Here is a 21,382-nt window from a genome sequence, read left to right as displayed (position 1 = left end):
ACCGGGTCGAACGCTCCGCCAGCGCCTTCATGTTCGGCGCATGCAGCCAGTCTGCCGGACCATCCGGAAACAGCGTCCCGTTCAACTGGTCAACCATGAATATCAATATGTTAGGCGATGTCATAAGGGGCGTCTTTCAGATTGCTCAATGTGTCGGCCCTCACCAAGGACGAGGGCATACGTCCATCCAAAGGCGCACCGGCCACTGCTGAACACCGGCGTCGATGCGCCCCATTCAGCACCGGGAATCGGCTTGGTGCGGATGTTAGGGGCGACCTAATCAATTATTGACTGATCAGTCAATCAAATTAAAGTTTCCTCATTCAACTTGCCCAGACAGCGCGCAACAGCGGCGGCTCCGGCGCACAGACCCGCCGGGCGCTGCCAATTTGCTCCGCCTCCGACCGCCAGCCGTTGCCCCCGTTTTGAAAGGGTTAAATCGGCTCTACGTCGCAAATCCTGAATGCAACCTCCAGTTGACAGATGCCCTGCTGGTGTTAGGCTCCAAATGGGGACAGGAGGGACCAATGCTGATCGGTCAGGAGCGGCGCAGTCTGATGCAGAGCGCGATCTCTGCGTCGCTGTGTCGTGTCACCCCCCTGGCACAGGCCGCGATTGTCCTTCTGTGGTCATCGGGCGCCACAACGGCCACGCCCGTATCCGGCACATCGCTCGATCCGCGCACTCTGCACCCCCGCGCGGCAACCTCCGAGGCCGCCCTGGCGGATGCGCTGTCGCTACCGCCGCCGCTTGCCCTGATCGTGCTGACGGCGCTGTGCGGTCTGATTGCGCTGGTGATGACGGGGGCCGAAGTGCTGCGCCGCGCGCGGCAGCAGCACCGCCCCGCGCCCGACGAGAGCGCCCCACGCCTCAGCACCCATCTGACCGAGAGCATCGCCGTCCTTGATGACCAGGCGCGTGTGATCGATGCCAATGACAGGTTCAGATCGGAAACCGGCCTGCCGCTGGATCAGATCCGCGGCCGTCACATATGGGCGCTGCATCGCCAGGGCTTTGGCAAATCCTTTTGGGACGCCGTCCTCGACGAAGCCCGCACCGAAGGGCGCTGGTCCGGCGAATCCCGGTCTCTGGGACATGGCAACCGGGCGGAATCAGAAGATTTCAGCGTCACCGCCCAGATCAGCGGCCGCAACGCGCCCACCTTTGAATTCCGCGCGCAACGGCAGGTCCGCCCCCAGGCATCGACCACCCCCAATGCCGCGTTACGCGACGCGCTGACCGCGCTCCCAAATCGTCGCGCCATCAAAACGCTGGTCGAAATGGCGATCGTACGGGCCGCGTCCTCCGGGCAGGGGCTGGCATTGATCCTGGTCGACCTGGATCGCTTTCGCGACATCAACTCGGTTTTCGGCGACGACATGGGCGATCGCGTGCTGGAGCACCTCGCCGAGGCGCTGCATTCCGTCGCCCGCCCCGGCATCACCGTCGGGCGGGTTGGCGGTGACGAATTCATCCTGCTTGTCGAACAGGTCACCACCACCGAGGCGCTGTCACATGTGGCCTCGGAGCTGCTTCATGCGCTTGGCGACGAGCTGTCGGTGGACGGGCTGACCTGCCGCCTCAGCGCCAGTCTGGGCGTCGCGCAATACCCCAAGGACGGCAAGAGCCAGCGCGACCTGATGCAAGCCGCGGGGGTCTCGCTGTGCCATGCCAAGGCCAAGGGGCGTGGTCAGGTCTGTTTCTTCTCCGACAACATGGAACAGCGCTCCGAGGAGAGCCTGCAAATGGAGGCGGACCTGCGTCGCGCCATCGCGGCGGGCGAGCTGATGATGTTCTACCAGCCGCAGATCGACCTGCGCACCGGGCAATGCATCGGTGCCGAGGCGCTCTTGCGGTGGCAGCATCCGGTCAAGGGGCTGCTGCTGCCGGGGGGCTTTGTGCCGCTGGCGCTGGACACCGGGCTGACCACCGCGATCGACCGGTTTGTGGTCGGCGAGGTCTGCGCCCAGTTCGGCCAGTGGCATCGTGCCGGCCTTGCGCCGATGAACCTGTCGATCAACCTCTCCGCGACCTCGCTGCTGGCGCCGGACTTCGGCAGCGACCTCTGCGCGCTTGCGGACCGCCACCAGGTGGATCTGGCCCGGCTTGAGATCGAAGTCCTCGAAAGCACCATGTTCCCGCGCATGCGCAGCTCGCTCAATTTGATCGACGAGCTGCGTCGCCTGGGCATTCGTCTGGCGATCGACGATTTTGGCACCGGCTACTCCTCTCTCGCCATGCTCAAAGAGCTGCCGGTTGATCGCATCAAGCTGGACCGGCGGTTCATCAAATCGCTGCCGCAGAATTTCAAGGATGACCGCATCGTCGCGGCGGTTGTTGCCATGGGGCGCAGCCTCGACATGACCGTGATCGCCGAAGGGGTCGAAACCCAGGCACAGAAGGACCGGCTGATCGCCCTGGGCTGCACCCAGGCGCAGGGCTACCTGTTCGGCCGCCCGATTCCCGCAGATGAGTTCGCCGCCCGCTGGATGAAATATCTCGCCCCGGCCTCCTTCGTCGGCGTGGCAAACTGACCCGCAGCCCGCGCCGCATGGTGAAAATATCGAAAAATCACCGGCCCTCTCCCGTTGATAGTTACAAAAGCACCTAATAGCCCTGAGCGCGGGGACGTTTGACCGTGCCGGGACCGCCGCGTCGGCGCAGTGCCCAAAAATTGGGCACGACATCACGCACGGGTACGGTAAGGTTGCCGCAGAGGAACCGGAAAAGGTCCCCGGTCAAAGGGAGGAAACGCATGACCACTCGCAGAACGATTCTCGGTGCCGCCGCGGCGATGGCGCTCACCGCCATGGGCGCCCTGCCCGCCGCCGCGCAGGAGGTGACATTGAAGATGCACCAGTTCCTGCCCGCGCAGGCAAACGTGCCGAAACTGATCCTGGATGTCTGGGCCGACAAGGTCGAGGCCGCGTCCGACAACCGCATCAAGATCGACCGCTACCCCTCGATGCAGCTGGGCGGCAAGCCGCCAGAGCTGATCGACCAGGCGCAGGACGGGGTCGCCGATATTGTCTGGACCGTGGTCGGCTACACGCCGGGCCGCTTCCCCTCCACCGAGGTCTTCGAACTGCCCTTCATGATGACCAACGCCCGCGCGGTCAGCCACGCCTATTGGGACATGATGGAAAAGCACTGGCTCGACAGTGAATTCAAGGACTTCAAGATCCTCGCAGGCTGGGTCCATGGTCCCGGCATGTTCCACACCTCCGACCCGGTCGAGGCACCGGAAGATCTGGAAGGCGTGAAGATCCGCGGCGGCTCCCGCTCCGTGAACGCGCTGCTGACCGAACTGGGCGCCACCCCGGTCGGCATGCCGGTGCCCGCCATTCCCGAGGCGCTCTCCAAGGGCGTGATCGACGGCACCACCATCCCGTGGGAAGTCACCACCGCGCTGAAAGTGCCGGAACTGGTGGAAAACCACACCGAATTCGAGGGCCGCGCACTTTATACGCTGACCTTCGTGCTGGCGATGAACAAGGAAAAATACGAGAGCCTGCCCGATGACCTGAAAAAGGCCATCGACGACAATTCCGGCCTGGAAATGTCGGTGTTTGCCGGCGGCACCATGGCCGATGCCGACATGCCGGCACGGGAAAACGCGCTTGATCTCGGCAACAACGTGATCACGCTGGATGCCGAGCAGACCGCCGTCTGGCGCGACCGCTCGCAGCCGATCTATGACAGCTGGCTGGCCGATATGTCCGAACGCGGCATCGACGGCCAGGCGCTTCTGGACGAAGCCACCATGCTGATCGAAAAATACACGCCGCAGTATCAGAACTGATCGGCACGTCCTTGACGGGGTCCGCCTTGCCTGTGCAGCGGGCCCCGTCGCATGCAAGGGTGCTGTATAAAGCCAAAGGTGGGCAAAGGCATGCATAGCTACATGACGGGGCTGGCGCGGATCATGGCGATGATCGGCGGCGTGGTCCTGACACTCCTGATTTTCCTGACCTGCATCTCCATCGCCGGACGCCTGCTGAACGGGGTCTTTCACGGCGACTGGATGGAAACCATGCTGCCGCAGTTTGCGGACTGGATGGCGGCGCGGGTCGGCCCGGTGAACGGTGACTTCGAGCTGGTCGAGGCCGGCGTCGCCTTTGCCATCTTCTCCTTCATCCCGCTGTGCCAGATCACCTCCGGCCACGCGGCGGTGGATGTCTTCGCCAACAGCTTTCCCGCCCGCGCCAATCGCATCCTGCGCATGGTGACAGAGATCGTCTTTGCCCTGGTGCTGGTGCTGATCGCCTGGCGTCTGGGCGCTGGCACCGTCAGCAAGTTCGAAAACGGCGAGACCTCCTTCCTGCTGCAATTTCCGGTCTGGTGGGCCTATGCAGCAAGCCTGGTGGCCGCCGTCGTCGCGGCCATCGTCGGAATTTACATGGCGGTGATCCGCAGCATCGAAGCCATCACCGGCCAGATCCTGGTCTGGGACGGCGTGGAGACCCAGTCATGAGCGCACTTGAAATCGGAATCTGGTCCTTCCCCGTCCTGATGGGGCTCATCTTTCTGCGGGTGCCGATCGGCCTGTCGATGTTCCTGGTGGGCCTCGGCGGTCTGGTTCTCGTGACCGGCGACACCGTGGTGGCCTTTGGCCGCCTGAAGAACGAGACCTATTCGACCTTCTCCTCTTACTCGCTGTCGATCATCCCGATGTTCTTCCTGATGGGGCAGTTTGCCACGCTGGGCGGCATGTCGACCGCGCTGTTCAAGGCGGCAGAGGGCTTTATCGGCCACCGCAAGGGCGGTGTGGCCATGGCCGCCATCGGAGCCTGCGCGGGCTTTGGCGCCATCTGCGGCTCCTCGCTTGCCACCGCCGCCACCATGGGCCGCGTCGCCCTGCCCGAGCTGAAGAACTATGGCTATGCCAGCGGGTTCTCCACCGCGACACTGGCGGCGGGCGGCACCCTCGGCATCCTGATCCCGCCCTCGGTGGTGCTGGTGATCTATGCCATCCTGACCGAGCAGAACATCGCCAAACTGTTCCTTGCGGCCTTCATTCCCGGCCTTCTGGCCGCTCTGGGATATGTCATCGCGATCTCGATCTACGTGCGCCTGTTCCCCGAAAGCGCCGGCACCCGGGAGCCGATCCCGTGGCGCGAACGCTTTGCGCTGCTGTTTGCGGTCTGGCCGGTGCTGCTGGTCTTTGGCCTGGTGGTGGGCGGCATCTACGCGGGCTGGTTCACCCCCACCGAAGGCGCGGCCGTGGGCGCGCTTGGCACCGGGCTGATCGCGCTGGCCAATGGCGGCATGACCAAGCGCACCCTCACCGACAGTTTCATGATCACCGCACGCTCCACCGCGATGATCTTCTTCATCGTGCTGGGGGCCGGGTTCTACAACGGCTTTCTCGCGCTGACACAGGTGCCGCAGGAACTGGCGAATTTCGTGGTTGCACAGGGTCTCAGCCCCTGGATGGTATTGGCCCTGATCCTCGTCTTCTATCTGCTGCTGGGCTGTCTGATGGACAGCCTGTCGATGATCCTGCTGACCATTCCGATCTTCTACCCGGTGATTTCAGCGATGGATTTCGACCTGGTGTCGCTGCCCGCCATGCAGGCGGAGGCGGCGATGGAGGTGCTGCGCGCCGGCGTGCCGGAGGGCATGGGGGCCGAGATGCTGGCCTCGATCCAGGACGCCATCGCCACGGGCACGGAACTCACCCGCGAGCAGATGAAGGAACTGGGCATTCGCGTGACCCAGGGCATCGCCAACCGGCTGGAGACCGAATATGTCGCCATCTGGTTCGGCATCCTCACCCTGATCGTGGTGGAGGTCGGGCTGATCACGCCGCCTGTGGGCATGAACCTCTTTGTCATCAACGCGATGGATCCCAAATCGCGGATGGTGGACACCTACAAGGCGGTGATGTTCTTTGTCGGCTCCGATCTGATCCGGGTGGTCATCCTGGTGCTGTTCCCGGCGATCACCCTGCTGCCGCTGATGCTGCTGTACTGACCCCTGCCCCGGCGCCCCCTCCCGCATCAGGGACCGGGCGCCGGGGCGGTTCTCCTGCACGTCAGGCGGGCAGGACGTGGCGATTTTGCTGATGCAGGCTTTCTGCCGCCTCCCGCACCACCTCGGCAATCTCCTGCAATTGCGGCGCCAGCGGGCTGGTCTTGCGCCACACCATGCCGATGGTGCGCCCCGGCTCCTCTTCTTCGGTGAACCGGGCCAGCGACACCGGCGCGGAGCGGGTTTCGACCGCCACCGCCATCTCGGGTATGATCGTCACCCCGATGCCCGCGCCCACCATCTGCACCAGGGTCGACAGCGAACTGCCATCCAGCCCGTCGCGCGGCAGGGCCGGACGGAAATTGCAGAACGAGACCGCCTGATCGCGAAAGCAGTGACCTTCCTCCAGCAGCAGCAATTTCATCTCCCGGAGCCCCTCCGGAGAGGGCACCGGCTTGTCCGCATCGGTGGCGCAGCGCACCAGAACAAACTTCTCGTCAAACAGCGCAACCTCGGACAATCCGGGCTCCGACACCGGCAGCGCCACAATGGCGGTGTCCAGCCGGCCATCCAGCAGGTCGGTAATCAGCCGCTGCGTCAGGGTCTCGCGGACATGCACGTCCAGCCCGCCATGCGCGGCGTTGAGACGATGTATCAGGGTCGGCAGCAGATAGGGCGCAACCGTCGGGATCACCCCGATCCGAAGCCGCCCGACCATGCGATCCTTGGCCAGCCGCGCCATATCGCCCAGCTCGTCCACCGACCGCAGAATATCGCGCACCCGCTCGGCAAAGTCCTGACCAAACCCGGTCAGCCGCACCTGCCGCGCGCTGCGCTCGAACAGGACCACCCCCAGCGTCTCTTCCAGCTCCTTGATCTGCACCGACAGCGCCGGCTGCGAAATCGCGCAGGCTTCCGCGGCGCGCCCGAAATGGCCGTGACGGGTCAGCGCTTCGAAATAGCGCAGCTGTTTGAGGGTCATATTGTTCATAGTTTTTTCTTATCGGAACAATGAAAAAATGCAACTTAGAATAATTCTGAACTCTTGCTATAAAGACTCCTGAGGGCAGGCGTCAGATCTTCTGTGGATTCGCAACGGACCGCAGCCGGAACAGCCGACGCCCCCGACAGTTCAACAACTGTCCCCACCACGGACAATTTCTGGAGGAAGACATGGACGGACAAAACACTGGCGCAGGCGGCGGCTGCCCGTTTTCCGGCGCAAACACCAACAAGGGGCGTCGCTCCAACCGCGATTGGTGGCCGAACCAGCTGAACCTTGCGATCCTGCATCAGCACCAGGCACGCCAGAACCCGCTGGGCGAAGACTTCAACTATGCCGAGGCCTTCAAGGGGCTCGATCTTGACGCGGTCAAGAAGGACCTGATCGCCCTGATGACCGACAGTCAGGACTGGTGGCCGGCGGATTACGGTCACTACGGCGGCTTGATGATCCGCATGGCGTGGCACTCGGCGGGCACCTACCGGACCGCGGACGGTCGCGGCGGCGGATCCACCGGCACCCAGCGCTTTGCACCGCTGAACTCCTGGCCGGACAACGGCAACCTCGACAAGGCCCGCATGCTGCTGTGGCCGATCAAGAAGAAATACGGCAACTCCCTGTCCTGGGCCGACCTGATGATCCTCGCCGGCAACTGCGCGATCGAATCCATGGGGCTGAAGCCTTTTGGTTTTGGCGGCGGGCGTGCCGACGTCTGGGAGCCCGAGGAAGACATCTATTGGGGGGCCGAGGACGAATGGCTTGCCACATCGGATCACGAACAGGCGCGCTACTCCGGTGATCGCGAGCTGGAGGACCCGCTGGCCGCCGTGCAGATGGGTCTGATCTACGTGAACCCCGAAGGCCCCGACGGCAACCCGGACCCCATCGCCTCCGGTCGCGACATCCGCGAGACCTTCGCCCGCATGGCGATGAATGACGAGGAAACCGTGGCGCTGACCGCCGGCGGGCACACCTTCGGCAAGGCGCATGGCAACGGCCCGGTCGAGGCCGTCGGCCCCGAACCCGAAGCCGCACCGATCGAGGCCATGGGCCAGGGCTGGCTCTCCTCGCATAAATCCGGCAAGGGTGTGGACACCATCACCTCCGGCATCGAGGGCGCGTGGACCGCAAACCCGACGCAATGGGACATGGGCTATTTCGACGTGCTGTTCGGCTACGACTGGGAGCTGACCAAATCCCCCGCCGGTGCCTGGATCTGGCATGCCAAGGACCTCAAGGACGAGGACCACGCCCCCGAGGTTGACGGGTCGGGCAAGAAGGTCCCGATCATGATGACCACCGCCGACATGGCGATGAAGATGGACCCGATCTACGGCCCGATCTCCAAGCGGTTCCACGAAAACCCCGAAGAGTTCGCCGAAGCCTTCCGCCGCGCCTGGTTCAAGCTGACCCACCGCGACATGGGGCCAAAGGCCTGCTACCTCGGGCCCGACGTGCCGGAAGAAGACCTGATCTGGCAGGACCCGGTCCCGGCGGTCGATCACCCGCTGATCGGTGACAGCGAGATCGCATCGCTCAAGGCAGAAATCCTGGCCTCCGGCCTGTCGGTGCAGGATCTGGTCTATGTGGCCTGGTCGTCGGCCTCAACCTTCCGTGGCTCCGACAAGCGCGGCGGCGCCAATGGCGCGCGCATCCGCCTGGCCCCGCAGAAAGACTGGGCCGTGAACGAGCCGGCAAAGCTGACACGGGTCCTGAGCGTGCTGGAGGGCATCCAGTCTTCGTTCAACAGTGCTGCCTCCGGCGGCATGAAAGTCTCGCTGGCCGATCTCATCGTGCTTGCAGGGTCCGCCGCGGTGGAGAAATCCGCCAAGGACGCGGGCTTTGACGTGACCGTGCCGTTCACCCCCGGCCGCACCGACGCCACCGACGCGCAGACCGACGTCGAGAGCTTTGACGTGATGGAACCGCAGGTGGACGGGTTCCGGAACTACGCGCCCAAGAAGTTCTCGGTCTCGACCGAGGAACTGCTGGTCGACAAGGCACAGCTGCTGACGCTTTCGGCGCCGGAGATGACCGTGCTGGTGGGCGGCCTGCGGGCGATCGGGGCCACCTATGGCGACAGCGATCATGGCGTGCTGACCACCCGCAAGGGCCAGCTGACCAATGACTTCTTCGTCAACGTCGTGGATCTGGACACCAAATGGACCGCCACCGATGACAGCGGCGAGGTCTTTGAAGGCGCGGATCGCAAAACCGGCGACGTGAAATGGACCGGCACCCGTGCCGACCTGATCTTCGGCTCCAACTCGCAATTGCGGGCCCTGTCGGAGGTCTATGCGCAGGACGACAACGCAGGCAAATTCGTGTCTGACTTTGTCGCCGCCTGGGTCAAGGTTATGGAGCTGGATCGCTTCGACCTGGCCTGATGTGCCGGCAGCTGCATCACCGGGAAGGCGTCGCATCCGCGGCGCCTTTCTTTTTGTCAGCCTGCCACGGCCTCAAACAGGGCTGCGGTTCCGATGCCCCCGGCGGCGGCAATCGCCGCAAGCGCCGGAGGATCGCCCGCCCGCAGCGCATGAAACAGCGTCACCGCCAGAACCGCGCCGGACGCCCCCACCGGATGCCCCTGCGCCAGGGCACCACCCGTCGGATTGACAATATCAGGCTCTAATCCGGCCTTTTTGATGCATCCGAGGGCCTGCACCGCAAAGGCCTCCATGATCTCCGCCCGCCCGAGATCCCGTGGTGTCAGCCCCTGACGGGCAAGGATTTCGGCAATGGCCGGGACCGGCGCCAGACCGGGTTGCTCCGGGCGCGCGCCCCGGGTCGCACCATCCAGCAGGCGCAGCCCCGCGGCGCCCAGATCCTGCGCCAGGCGATCGCTCACGATCACCACAAACGCCGCCGCATCTGCCGCCACCGCCATATTCGCCGCCGTAATGCACCCGGCAACCGGCTTTGCCCGGACGCAGTGACGCGCCGTCAGATCGCGGGTGAAAGCATCCGCCGTACAGCCCGCGATCGGCACGATTTCCGCCCGTCGCGCCTCTGCCGCCTGCCGCGCCAGCGCATGGCTCCGCATCGCCCAGCGATCCTGCTCGGCCTGTGCAATCCCCAGATCCGCCGCCAGCGTCGCTGCCGCCTCGGCCATGTCCGGATCGCGCTCGGCCCAGGGCGTGAACCGCGCCTGATCGTAGGGGACAGGCGGGCGGCCATCGGCAAAGGTGCGCGAACGTAGCGGCCGCCGCGAATAGCTCTCGGCCCCGCCGGCGATCACCACCTCATGCAGCCCCGCCGACACCAGCGCATGCCCCAACACAATGGCATCCAGCCCGCCCGCGCATTGGCGGTCGATGCTCAGGCCCGCGACCTGTTCCGGCAAACCGGCAGCAAGCGCCGCGCTCCGCGCCGGGTTGCCACCTGCGCCAAGCGCGTTCGACAGGATCAGCTCTCCGACCGCCGCAGGCGCAAGACGTGCATCCGCCAGACAGGCCCGGATCACCGGTCGGGCCAGCTCATGTGGCTCTAACTCGGCGAATTTGCCGCCTCTCGGCACAATGGCACTGCGCCGCGCGGCAATGATCCGGGGCATTACTCCACCTCCAGAAGACGGCGCAGCGCCTGGAGGTCCGGCTTGCCGGCGGCGAGCATGGGCAGCGCCTCCATATGCCGGATGTCGCGCGGCACCGCATGGTCGCCGATGTCCTGACGGCAGAGCTGGCGCAGCACGCGCGCCGGGGCGGTGCCCTGCACCACCGCCACAATCCTGTGGCCCCGCCGCACATCCGGCAGCGCCAGCGCAACCGCGGCCTCGACCCCGTCGGCCTGCATCAGCACGGCTTCGATCTCTTCCGGAAACACATTGCGATCAGCCACCGTCACCATCCGGTTGCGTCGCCCCTTGGGATAGAGGTTGCCCGCCGCATCGATCCACCCCATCTCGCCGATGGTCAGCCATCCGCCCTGCCAGCGCGTCTCCGCGCTCTGCCCCTGTTCGTAACCATCAAACAGATAGGGGCTGCGCATCCAGATCTCGCCCACGCCAGCCGCATCCGCATCGGCGATGCGCAGCTCGACCCCCGGATAGGCGCGCCCGACGGACTCGGGCGGCGCATCCGGTCCCGCCAGGGTCATGTAACTGGTTTCCGACGCGCCAAAGATCTCCTGCACCGTCGCCCCGGGACAGAGCGCCGCCAATGCCGCGCGGGTGGCCGGGTCCAGTTTGCCACCGGAGGAGAAGATCAGCCGCAGTTGCCGCAGCGGCTCCGTGGGCCCCGCCCGCAACAACAGACGCAGCTGAGCCGGCGTTGCATAGAGCACCGTCACCTTCAGCTCCAGAAGCTCCCGCATCTGGCGGCGCGGTGATCGTTCGCCCAGCATGGCCAGATCCGCCCCCATGTGACAGGCCGCAACCGTCGCAAACAGGGTCAAGGAGTGCGACAGGGTGCCGAGGCTGGCATAGACATCCGCCGACGACAGGCCGAACCTCTCGCGGTCCATCTCGAAGCTGCGGATCCAGCTTTGCGGTGTGCGCCGGATCGTCTTGGCATAGCCGGTCGAGCCGGAACTTTGGCAATAGAGCCACTGTTTCGTCTCTAACACGGGGGAAATCGGCGCATCACCCGGTCGGGCCAGGATCGACTGTCCGGCCTTCAGCGCGGTCAGAAGCTCCGCCAGGCCGGCCACCTCGGGCGTCAGGACGCGGGTCTGCGGCGAGAGTTGAAATCGGTCTTGGGTCGTCGACATATCCCTGTCCGCCATATCCGGGTCGGCCCGCACAATAGCCTGCGCGGGCGGCGGCGAACAGGGCTCAGGTGAACTTGCGAAACAGGCGCGTGCGGTCAAAGGCCGCCTCAAGCTCATCCGTGCGCGCCTTCACGGTTTCCCACTGATCCTCCTGGATCTTGGCGATCATGCTCTCGACCAGCAACAGCAGCGCCACGCCGGAATCCCAGGCCGAGGGCACCGCGATCCGCGCCGCAAACGTATAGGTCGCCACCTTCTGGATCGGAGAGCGCCACTGATCGGTAAACAGCACCACCTCGACGCCGCGCTCATGGGCCATTTCCGCCAACAACAGGGTCGCATTCTCGTAGCGGCGGATGTCGAACAGGATCAGCGTGTCGCCGGGCAGCAGATCCAGCACCGAATGGGTCCAGGAGGCCCGCGGCGGGATCATGAAGACATCTCTTCGGATCATCTGCAAATGCAGATAGAACGTCTGCGCCAGCGTACCGCTCAGTCGGCCTCCGGCGATATGCACGCGGCGGCTGGTGTCGGCCAGCAAGGCGCAGAGCGTGTCGAATTCTTCCAGGTTCACGTTTTCCAGCGTGGCCCGGATATTGTCGTAGACCCCCACCGCATAACGGTTGAGCATATGCGCTTCGGGCAGATCCGGCGTCTGTTCGGCGCGCTTTTCCACCGGGTTGGAGATGATCTCCTGCAGCTCCGCCCGCAGGGCATGCTGAAACTCCGGGTAGCCCGAGAACCCCAGCTTCTGCACCATACGCGCCACTGTCGGGGTGGACACCTGCGCCAGCTCCGCCAGCTCCGTGATGCTGCCCAGGCCGGGAATCGGGTAGTTGTCGAGGATCGCCGCCGCCAATTGCCGCTCCGCCCGCGTCAGGTCCGGCTCGCGGGCTTTCAGTTTCTCGGCAATCGTCGGCATGCACGGCCCTCCTGCTCGGCTTTTTTTGCATATTATTACAGAATGAGTGTTCGTGAAAGAATTTTTACAGAAATCATATTGACAGAAGGCACCCGGCTGAAGAGCATGCTTCACATGAACACGAATGCTCCCGCTCCGACCTATGGTTCCCCGTACTCCATCACGCCCGCCGCTGCGGGGGCCGAGGTGATCGTGGTCTGCGAACACGCGGCCAACAGGATCCCCCCAGAGCTGCACGAGCTGGGCCTCGATGTCTCCGCCCGGCACAGCCATATCGCGTGGGATCCGGGCGCGCTTGGCGTTGCGCGCAAGCTGGCCCATCTGCTCCGCGCACCATTGGTCGAAGGCCGCATCTCGCGCCTGGTCTATGACCTGAACCGCCCGCCGGAGTCTCCGACTGCGATTCCCGCAACCTCCGAGATTTTCGACGTTCCCGGCAATCGCGACCTCTCGGACGCGGCGCGCGCGCAGCGGGTCGCAGCGGTGTACGAACCGTTCCGCGCCGCTTTGGCGGCAGAGATCGCCGCCCGCAAAACGGCGCTGCGCCTGATGGTCACGGTGCACAGCTTCACCCCCGTCTACAAGGGCGAAACCCGCGCGGTGGAACTGGGGCTGCTGCACGGGCGCGATGACCGCTTCGCGCAGGCGATGCTGGCGCATCCCCCCGAGGGCCTGCCGTGGAACACGCGCCTGAATGAACCCTACAGCGCCAGCGACGGCGTCGCCCATACGCTGGATCTGCACGGCTGCGACAACGGATTGCTGAACGTGATGCTGGAGATCCGCAACGATCTGATCGCCACAGCGGATCAGCAGGACACCTGGGCCGCGGCGCTCGCGCCCTGGATTCGCGCCACCCTGGAGGAGAGGTTCGCATGATCGGAGCCATGCTGGGATATGTACGGGTGGTGGATGCGGTGAACTATCGCATCGGCCGCCTGATGATGTGGGGGCTGTTTGCGATGATGGGGATCCTCCTGTGGTCCTCGATCTCCAAGACCTTCTTTCTGCCCTCGCTCTGGACGCTGGAAATGGCCCAGTTTGCCATGGTCACCTATTACATTCTGGGCGGCCCCTATTCGATCCAGCTGGGGTCGAACGTGCGCATGGACCTGTTCTACCACAACTGGTCGACGCGGCGGAAAGCCTGGTTTGACGCCTTCACCGTGCTGGCGCTGATCACCTATCTGGCGATCCTGTTCTACGGCGGCCTCGGCTCCACGGCCTATTCCCTGGGCTATTGGGGCGACAATCCCTTTGCCTTCTTCTGGGGGCTGATCACCGGCGCCGAGGAGGTCGGCCATATGGAGCGCGCCTCCACCGCGTGGCGCCCCTTCATCTGGCCGATCAAATCCATCATGGTCTTCGGCTTCTTCCTGATGCTGCTGCAGGCCATCTCGGAACTCTTCAAAGACATTGCCCGCCTCAAGGGCCACGACATCCCAAGCGAGCGCCCCTCATGAGCCAGGAATATATCGCCATCTTCATGTTTGCATCGATGATGCTGATGCTCTTCACCGGGCAGCGCGTCTTTGGTGCGATCGGTGCCGTTGGGGCCGTGGCGGCGCTCCTGCTTTGGGGCGTGGGCGGCTATGACATCCCGTTCTCGGCGGCGATGAAGCTGATGAAATGGTATCCGCTGCTGACGCTGCCGATGTTCATCTTCATGGGCTACGTGCTGAGCGAAAGCCGCCTCGCCGATGACCTCTACAAGATGTTCCATGTCTGGATGGGGCCGGTGAACGGCGGCCTGGCGATCGGCACCATCGGCCTGATGGTTCTGGTCTCGGCGATGAACGGCCTGTCGGTCGCGGGCATGGCCATCGGCGCCACAATCGCACTGCCCGAGCTTTTGCGGCGCGGCTATGACAAGACCATGGTGACCGGCGTCATTCAGGCCGGGTCCTCGCTCGGCATTCTGGTGCCGCCCTCGGTGGTTCTGGTGCTCTATGCGATGATCGCGCGGCAGCCGGTGGGGCAACTGTGGCTTGCGGGCGTGCTGCCTGGGCTGATGATGGCGGGCCTGTTCATCGTCTACATCTGGCTGCGCTGCAAGGCGAACCCGGCGCTCGGCCCCGCGATGGAAGACGCCCACGAGGTGCCGCGTGCGGAGAAACTGCGCCTCCTCGGGGCTGGCGCGCTGCCGCTTCTGATCTTTGCCGCCATGATGGTGCCCTTCGTCAACGGCTGGACCTCGCTGGTGGAAAGCTCCGCCATCGGTGCGCTGACCGCGCTGGCGGCCTCGATCGCCAAGCGGCGCATGACCTGGAAGATCTTTGAATCCTGCACCAAGAGCACGCTGGCGATTTCCTGCATGTTCATGTGGATCATCCTCGCGGCACTGGGTTTTGGCGCGGTGTTCGACGGGCTTGGGGCCGTGAAGGCCATCGACAGCCTGTTCACCGAGCAGCTCGGCCTCAATCCCTGGATGATCCTGATCCTGATGCAGCTCAGCTTCATCATCATGGGCACCTTCCTTGATGACACCGCGATGCTGGTGATCGTCGCCCCGCTTTATGTGCCTCTGGTTGCGGCACTTGGCTTTGATCTGGTCTGGTATGGCGTGCTCTATACGATCACCACCCAGATCGCTTATATGACGCCGCCCTTCGGCTACAACCTGTTCCTGATGCGCGCCATGGCCCCGCCGGAGATCTCGCTCACCGACATCTACCGGTCCATCGTGCCCTTCGTGGCGATCATGGTGGTGGCACTGGCAATCATCATGACCTTCCCGCAGATCGCGCTCTGGCTGCCGGAGACCGTGTATGGCAAGTGACGCGCCCCTCCTGACACCTTTGGGTGAGGACATCTGGATCGTCGATGGCCCGACCATCGACTTCTACCGGATCCCTTTCCCGACGCGGATGACGGTCATCCGGCTGGCCAATGGCGACCTCTTCCTGCATTCGCCCATCGCCTACACAGAGGCATTGGCGGACGAACTGGAGAAGCTGGGCACCATCCGTCACCTCGTGTCGCCCAATTGGATTCACTACGCCTATATCGCGGACTGGCAGCGCCATTGTGCGGATACCCTGGCATGGGCGTCACCCGGTGTGCGGGAGCGGGCCCAAAGCCGCGAGGTCGAGATCACATTTGATGGTGATCTGGAGGACGCCCCCGCGACAGACTGGGCGGGTGAGATCGATCAGCTTATCGTTCGGGGGAGCAAGGCGCACACAGAGGTCGTCTTCTTTCACCAGAAGAGCCAGACGCTGGTGCTCACCGACCTGATCGAGAACATGCACGCAAAGGATCTGCCCCTGTGGGTGCGGCCCTTTGCCTGGGTTGCGGGAATTCTCGCGCCCCACGGAAAAATGCCGCTGGACATCTGGATGTCCTTCTCCGGCAACCGGGACACACTGCGCGCCGCGCTGACCCGCATGCTGGACTGGCACCCCAAGATCGTCGTGCTCGCGCATGGCGACATCCTTCGCGAGAATGCACCGCAACGGCTCCGGGAAGGATTCAGACGGCTGAGGCCCTGCGCTCACAGCCATTGAACTTAGTCCGACAGAGGAGACTGAAAGACATGACAACCCGTCGTAATTTCCTGAAGACCACCGCCCTCGGCGCCGCCGCCGCGCCGCTGGCCACCCCCGCCCTCGCCCAGGGCAAGATCACCTGGCGCATGCAGACCTATGCCGGTCCCGCGCTGGCCGCCCATGTGATCGATCCGGCGATCCAGATGTTCAACAAGATCGCAGGCGACCGCATGCAGATCGAACTGTTCTACGCCGATCAGCTGGTCCCCACCGGTGAATTGTTCCGCGCCCTGCAAAAAGGCACCATCGACGCGGTGCAATCCGATGACGACTCCATGGCGTCGCCGACCGAAGTCACCGTCTTTGGCGGCTACTTCCCCTTCGCGTCGCGCTACTCGCTGGACGTGCCGGTGCTGTTCAACCAATACGGCCTGAACGAGATCTGGGACGAGGAATACTCCAAGGTCGGCGTCAAGCATATCTCCGCCGGGTCCTGGGATCCCTGCCACTTTGCCACCAAGGACCCGATCAACTCGCTCGCGGACCTCAAGGGCAAGCGCGTCTTCACCTTCCCCACCGCGGGCCGCTTCCTCAGCCAGTTCGGCGTGGTGCCCGTGACCCTGCCCTGGGAGGACATCGAGGTCGCAGTGCAGACCGGCGAGCTGGACGGCATCGCCTGGTCCGGCATCACCGAGGACTACACCGTGGGCTGGGCCGATGTGACCAACTACTTCCTGACCAACAACATCTCCGGCGCCTGGGCCGGCAGCTTCTTTGCCAACATGGACCGCTGGAACGAGCTGCCCGAGGATCTGCAAACGCTGTTCCGCGTCTGCACCGACCAGTCGCACTACTATCGCCAGTGGTGGTACTGGGGCGGCGAGGCCTCCCTGCGCGTCAACGGCGACAAGCTGAAGCTGACCTCGATCCCGGATGCCGAATGGCAGCAGGTCGAAGACGCCGCCGTGAAGTTCTGGGACGAAATCGCAGCCGAGTCCGAGACCAAGGCAAAGGTCGTGGAGATCTTCAAGAAGTACAACGCCGATATGGCAAAAGCCGGCCGCCCCTATCGCTACGGGTGATCCAGCGGGCCGTGCAGGGCCAATGGCCCTGCACGGTCTTGACCAGCGACCGGCCCCGCATGGGGCCGGTCACCGCATACCAACCGCACGGGGAACGCACTATGTCCGGCCAATTCACTCTGGAAGCACTCACTGATGACATCAAACGCGGGGCCATCGACACCGTTCTGACCTGCATCGTGGACATGCAGGGCCGTCTGATGGGCAAACGCTTCCACGCCGAGGCCTTTCTGGAAATGGCCGAGGGCGAAACCCACTGCTGCAACTACCTGCTGGCCACCGACCTCGCGATGGCAACCCCCGACGGCTATGCCTCCACCAGTTGGGAGCGCGGCTACGGCGACTATATCATGAAGCCGGATCTGACGACGCTGCGGCGGGTGCCCTGGCTTGAGGGGACCGCCATGGTTCTGTGTGATGTGATCGACCATCACACCCATGCCCCGGTTGCCCATGCACCGCGTGAAATGCTGAAGGCGCAGATCGCGCGCTGTGCAGAGCTGGGCCTGTCGCCGGTGATGGCGACGGAACTGGAGTTCTTCCTCTTTAAGGGCACCGCCGACGAGATCACGGCAGCGGGGTTTCGCGACCTGCAGCCGATCTCCAACTACAATGAGGACTACCACATCTTCCAAACCTCGAAGGAAGAGCCGGTCATGCGCCCGATCCGCAACCACCTGCGTGCGATGGGCATCCCGGTCGAAGGCTCCAAGGGCGAAGCCGAGGCCGGCCAGGAAGAGCTCAACATCAAATACGACACGGCGATGGCCACTGCGGATCACCACACGCTTGCCAAACACGGCATCAAGGAGATCGCGCATCAGCAGGGCTTTGCCGCGACCTTCCTGCCCAAATGGCACCACGAGCGGGTCGGCTCTGCCGCGCATGTGCATCAGTCGCTGTGGAAGGATGGGGCAAATGCGTTTTTTGACGAGAGCGCACCGCTGGGCAAATCCAGGCTGATGGATCATTATATGGCGGGGCTGTTGAAATACGCCGCGGACTACACCTATTTCATGGCACCCTACATCAACAGCTACAAGCGGTTTGCCAAGGGCACCTTTGCGCCGACGCAGGTGGTCTGGTCGGTGGACAACCGCACCGCAGCCTTCCGCCTGTGCGGTGACGGCACCAAAGGCGTCCGGGTTGAATGCCGGGTCCCGGGGTCCGACATGAACCCCTATCTGGCACAGGCGGCCATGCTGGCGGCCGGGCTCAAGGGGATCGAGGAAAAGCTGGAGCTGCAAGACCCGTTCAACGGCGACGCCTATGCCGACGACGCTCAGCAACATATCCCGCGCAGCCTGCCCGAGGCGCGCGAGGCGCTTCTGGCGTCCGAGATGCTGCGCGAGGCGTTTGGCGAAGAGGTGATCACCCATTACGCCCGCGCGGCGGAGTGGGAGATCGAAGAGTTCAACCGCGTGGTGACCGACTACGAGATCGCACGCGGGTTTGAGAAAGCCTGATATCGCGCGGACAGGCGGGGGCCAGCCCCCGCACCCCCGGGATATTTGGGAAAAGATGAAGGTAACGGGGCCGCGACTGCGCCTCCGGAGGAGTTGGCCAATGGGCAAGACACTGAACTGTATTTCGCCGATCGACGGATCGGTCTACGCCAGCCGCGAGACGCTGGATCTGGACGCCGCCCGCGCCGACGTGGCTGCGGTGCGGACAGCACAGAAGGCCTGGGCGGCGCGTCCGCTGCAGGAGCGCATTGACCTCGTGATGGCAGGTGTCGCCGCCATTGGAGAGATGAACGATGACATCGTGCCCGAGCTTGCCCATATGATGGGCCGCCCGGTGCGCTTTGGCGGCGAGTTTGGCGGGTTCAACGAACGCGCATCGCATATGGCGCAGATCGCGGCTGAATCGCTGGCGGATATCGAGGTTGGCGAGGACGCGACGTTCAAACGCTACATCAAGCGCATTCCCCATGGCGTCGTTTTTGTGGTCGCGCCCTGGAACTACCCTTACATGACGGCGATCAATACGGTTGCTCCGGCGCTGATAGCAGGCAACACCGTGGTGCTGAAACATGCAACCCAGACCCTGCTGGTGGGTGAGCGTATGGCAAAAGCCTTCCACGCGGCAGGCGTGCCCGAGGACGTGTTCAAGAATGTGTTCCTCGATCATGACACCACCTCGGCACTGATTGCCGAGAAGGCGTTTGATTTTGTGAACTTCACCGGCTCCGTCGGCGGCGGTCAGGCAATGGAGCGCGCCGCAGCAGGCACGTTCACCGGCGTCGGCACCGAACTGGGCGGCAAGGATCCCGGCTATGTCATGGAGGACGCCGATGTGGATGCGGCGGTCGACACGCTGATCGACGGGGCCATGTTCAACTCCGGCCAGTGCTGCTGCGGCATCGAACGCATCTACGTGCATGAAAGCCTCTACGACAGCTTCCTTAAAAAGGCGCTGGCGGTGGTCAATGGCTACAAGCTCGGCAACCCGCTTGAGGCGGAGACGACCATCGGCCCGATGGCCAATGTGCGCTTTGCCAAAGAAGTGCGCGACCAGATCGCCGAGGCGGTCGAACAGGGTGCCGTGGCCCATATCGCCACGATGGAGGCCGATGATGGCGGCGCCTATCTGACACCGCAGATCCTGACCAATGTCACCCATGAGATGCGGGTGATGCGCGACGAGAGCTTTGGCCCGGTCGTTGGCATCATGAAGGTCTCTTCCGACGAAGAAGCGATCAAGCTGATGAACGACAGCGAATTTGGCCTCACCGCCTCGATCTGGACCAAGGATCTGGAGCGCGCACAGGCGGTGGGTGACCAGATCGAGACCGGCACCGTGTTCATGAACCGCGCCGACTACCTCGACCCCGCGCTGTGCTGGACCGGCTGCAAGAACACCGGGCGCGGCGGTGGCCTCTCGGTGATCGGCTATCACAACCTGACCCGCCCCAAGTCCTACCACCTGAAAAAAGTCACGGGCTGAGGCCCTTCAACTTCTTGAAAATATCTCGGGGGAGCTTGCCGAAGGGCAAGCGGGGGCAGCGCCCCCACCCCGGCTCACCACAGGAACATGCTGATGTCTCTCATTGGAAACTGGTCGTATCCGACCGCAATCAAGTTCGGCGCCGGCCGGATCAAGGAACTGGCCGATGCCTGCGCGCAGGCCGGGATCAAGAAGCCACTCTTGGTCACCGACAAGGGGCTTGCGGATCTGCCCGTGACAAAATCCACCCTCGACATCATGGAGGCTGCCGGCCTTGGTCGCGGGATGTTCTCCGAGGTGGATCCCAACCCGAACGAGAAGAACCTCGATGCCGGTGTCGCGGCCTACAAGGCCGGCGGCCATGATGGTGTGATCGCCTTTGGCGGCGGCTCCGGTCTCGATCTGGGCAAGATGGTTGCCTTCATGGCGGGCCAGACTCGCCCGGTCTGGGATTTCGAGGACATCGGCGACTGGTGGACCCGCGCCGATGCCGACGCCATTGCGCCGATCATCGCAGTGCCGACCACTGCGGGCACCGGGTCTGAGGTGGGCCGCGCCTCTGTCATCACCGACAGCGTCACCCACCAGAAAAAGATCATCTTCCACCCCAAGGTCCTGCCTACCGTGGTGATCTGCGATCCCGAGCTGACCGTGGGTATGCCAAAGTTCATCACCGCCGGCACCGGCCTTGATGCCTTTGCCCATTGTGTCGAGGCCTTCTCCTCGCCGCATTACCACCCGATGTCGCAGGGCATGGCGCTTGAAGGTATGCGCCTGGTCAAGGACTACCTGCCGCGCGCCTACGCAGACGGCACCGACATCGAGGCGCGCGCGCATATGATGTCTGCGGCGGCCATGGGCGCGACCGCCTTCCAGAAGGGCCTCGGCGCGATCCACGCCATGAGCCACCCCATTGGCGCACATTTCAACACCCACCACGGCACCACCAATGCAGTCTGCATGCCCGCGGTGCTGGAGTTCAACGCCTCCGAGATTGCCGAACGCTTTGACATGGCGGCAGCCTATCTTGGCATTGCCGGCGGCTTTGACGGGTTCAAGGCGTTTGTGCAGGAGTTCAACGACAGCCTCGGCATTCCGCGCGGCCTTGCGGAGCTGGGCGTCACCGAGGACGCCATCCCCGAGCTGGTCAAGGGCGCGATCATTGACCCCAGCTGCGGTGGCAACCCGGTCACGCTGACCGAGGACAACCTGTCGCAATTGTTCAAAGCTGCACTCTGAGTCAACAATCGGTCCCCGA

The 21,382-nt window shown here is 64.0% G+C and carries 17 protein-coding genes; 13 read left to right on the top strand and 4 right to left on the bottom strand.

Annotated features, from left to right (window positions below):
- Nucleotides 1-527 precede the first annotated feature (527 nt).
- The 4 genes from MHM97_RS20690 to MHM97_RS20675 all read left to right on the top strand — a co-directional run bounded on the left by MHM97_RS20690 (nucleotide 528) and on the right by MHM97_RS20675 (nucleotide 5,976).
- Nucleotides 528-2,534 carry a putative bifunctional diguanylate cyclase/phosphodiesterase gene (locus MHM97_RS20690; RefSeq protein WP_239325130.1) on the top strand — a complete coding sequence of 669 codons (2,007 nt, stop codon included), beginning with the start codon at nucleotides 528-530 and terminating at the stop codon, nucleotides 2,532-2,534.
- 221 nt (nucleotides 2,535-2,755) lie between these two features.
- Nucleotides 2,756-3,802: a TRAP transporter substrate-binding protein gene (locus MHM97_RS20685; protein ID WP_239325128.1), complete on the top strand. Its 1,047-nt coding sequence runs from the start codon at nucleotides 2,756-2,758 to the stop codon at nucleotides 3,800-3,802.
- A 90-nt stretch (nucleotides 3,803-3,892) separates the two neighbouring features.
- Nucleotides 3,893-4,474 carry a TRAP transporter small permease gene (locus MHM97_RS20680; RefSeq protein WP_239325126.1) on the top strand — a complete coding sequence of 194 codons (582 nt, stop codon included), beginning with the start codon at nucleotides 3,893-3,895 and terminating at the stop codon, nucleotides 4,472-4,474.
- Entirely contained in the window at nucleotides 4,471-5,976 is a 1,506-nt protein-coding gene (locus MHM97_RS20675; RefSeq protein ID WP_239325124.1) for a TRAP transporter large permease, read from the top strand. The genes MHM97_RS20680 and MHM97_RS20675 overlap by 4 nt, the downstream gene beginning before the upstream one ends.
- Nucleotides 5,977-6,037: 61 nt before the next feature.
- On the opposite strand, the gene MHM97_RS20670 is transcribed toward MHM97_RS20675, so the two are convergent.
- Nucleotides 6,038-6,964 carry a hydrogen peroxide-inducible genes activator gene (locus tag MHM97_RS20670; protein ID WP_239325122.1) on the bottom strand — a complete coding sequence of 309 codons (927 nt, stop codon included), beginning with the start codon at nucleotides 6,962-6,964 and terminating at the stop codon, nucleotides 6,038-6,040.
- A 182-nt stretch (nucleotides 6,965-7,146) separates the two neighbouring features.
- Here MHM97_RS20670 and katG point away from each other — a divergent pair, with 182 nt between their 5' ends.
- Nucleotides 7,147-9,363 carry a catalase/peroxidase HPI gene (gene katG / locus MHM97_RS20665; protein ID WP_239325120.1) on the top strand — a complete coding sequence of 739 codons (2,217 nt, stop codon included), beginning with the start codon at nucleotides 7,147-7,149 and terminating at the stop codon, nucleotides 9,361-9,363.
- Nucleotides 9,364-9,419: 56 nt separating this feature from the next.
- On the opposite strand, the gene MHM97_RS20660 is transcribed toward katG, so the two are convergent.
- The 3 genes from MHM97_RS20660 to MHM97_RS20650 all read right to left on the bottom strand — a co-directional run bounded on the left by MHM97_RS20660 (nucleotide 9,420) and on the right by MHM97_RS20650 (nucleotide 12,605).
- Nucleotides 9,420-10,529, bottom strand: coding sequence for an acetyl-CoA C-acyltransferase (locus MHM97_RS20660; RefSeq protein WP_239325118.1), 1,110 nt, complete (start codon nucleotides 10,527-10,529; stop codon nucleotides 9,420-9,422).
- Nucleotides 10,529-11,683, bottom strand: a complete 1,155-nt coding sequence (locus MHM97_RS20655) for an AMP-binding protein (protein WP_239325116.1) — start codon at nucleotides 11,681-11,683, stop codon at nucleotides 10,529-10,531. Before MHM97_RS20655 ends, MHM97_RS20660 begins: the two co-directional genes overlap by 1 nt.
- A gap of 64 nt (nucleotides 11,684-11,747) precedes the next feature.
- The gene (locus MHM97_RS20650; RefSeq protein WP_239325114.1) at nucleotides 11,748-12,605 is read right to left on the bottom strand and encodes a MurR/RpiR family transcriptional regulator; all 858 of its coding nucleotides are present in this window, start codon (nucleotides 12,603-12,605) and stop codon (nucleotides 11,748-11,750) included.
- A gap of 105 nt (nucleotides 12,606-12,710) precedes the next feature.
- Here MHM97_RS20650 and MHM97_RS20645 point away from each other — a divergent pair, with 105 nt between their 5' ends.
- From MHM97_RS20645 to MHM97_RS20610, 8 genes are all read left to right on the top strand, one after another.
- Nucleotides 12,711-13,484 (top strand): N-formylglutamate amidohydrolase, encoded by a 774-nt coding sequence (locus MHM97_RS20645; protein ID WP_370645781.1) that lies wholly within the window; start codon nucleotides 12,711-12,713, stop codon nucleotides 13,482-13,484.
- Nucleotides 13,481-14,068, top strand: coding sequence for a TRAP transporter small permease subunit (locus tag MHM97_RS20640; protein ID WP_239325110.1), 588 nt, complete (start codon nucleotides 13,481-13,483; stop codon nucleotides 14,066-14,068). The genes MHM97_RS20645 and MHM97_RS20640 overlap by 4 nt, the downstream gene beginning before the upstream one ends.
- Entirely contained in the window at nucleotides 14,065-15,384 is a 1,320-nt protein-coding gene (locus MHM97_RS20635) for a TRAP transporter large permease (RefSeq protein WP_239325108.1), read from the top strand. Before MHM97_RS20640 ends, MHM97_RS20635 begins: the two co-directional genes overlap by 4 nt.
- Entirely contained in the window at nucleotides 15,374-16,111 is a 738-nt protein-coding gene (locus MHM97_RS20630) for a DUF4336 domain-containing protein (RefSeq protein ID WP_239325106.1), read from the top strand. The genes MHM97_RS20635 and MHM97_RS20630 overlap by 11 nt, the downstream gene beginning before the upstream one ends.
- A gap of 29 nt (nucleotides 16,112-16,140) precedes the next feature.
- Entirely contained in the window at nucleotides 16,141-17,175 is a 1,035-nt protein-coding gene (locus MHM97_RS20625) for a TRAP transporter substrate-binding protein (RefSeq protein WP_239325104.1), read from the top strand.
- 101 nt (nucleotides 17,176-17,276) lie between these two features.
- Nucleotides 17,277-18,641, top strand: a complete 1,365-nt coding sequence (locus MHM97_RS20620; RefSeq protein ID WP_239325102.1) for a glutamine synthetase family protein — start codon at nucleotides 17,277-17,279, stop codon at nucleotides 18,639-18,641.
- 100 nt (nucleotides 18,642-18,741) lie between these two features.
- Nucleotides 18,742-20,124: an aldehyde dehydrogenase family protein gene (locus tag MHM97_RS20615; RefSeq protein ID WP_239325100.1), complete on the top strand. Its 1,383-nt coding sequence runs from the start codon at nucleotides 18,742-18,744 to the stop codon at nucleotides 20,122-20,124.
- Nucleotides 20,125-20,217: 93 nt separating this feature from the next.
- Nucleotides 20,218-21,363, top strand: coding sequence for an iron-containing alcohol dehydrogenase (locus tag MHM97_RS20610; protein ID WP_239325098.1), 1,146 nt, complete (start codon nucleotides 20,218-20,220; stop codon nucleotides 21,361-21,363).
- The last annotated feature ends 19 nt before the right edge of the window (nucleotides 21,364-21,382 follow it).

The sequence above is a fragment of the Epibacterium sp. Ofav1-8 genome (assembly GCF_022348185.1).
GTDB lineage: Bacteria > Pseudomonadota > Alphaproteobacteria > Rhodobacterales > Rhodobacteraceae > Epibacterium.
This window is presented reverse-complemented; position numbering and strand designations above follow the sequence as displayed.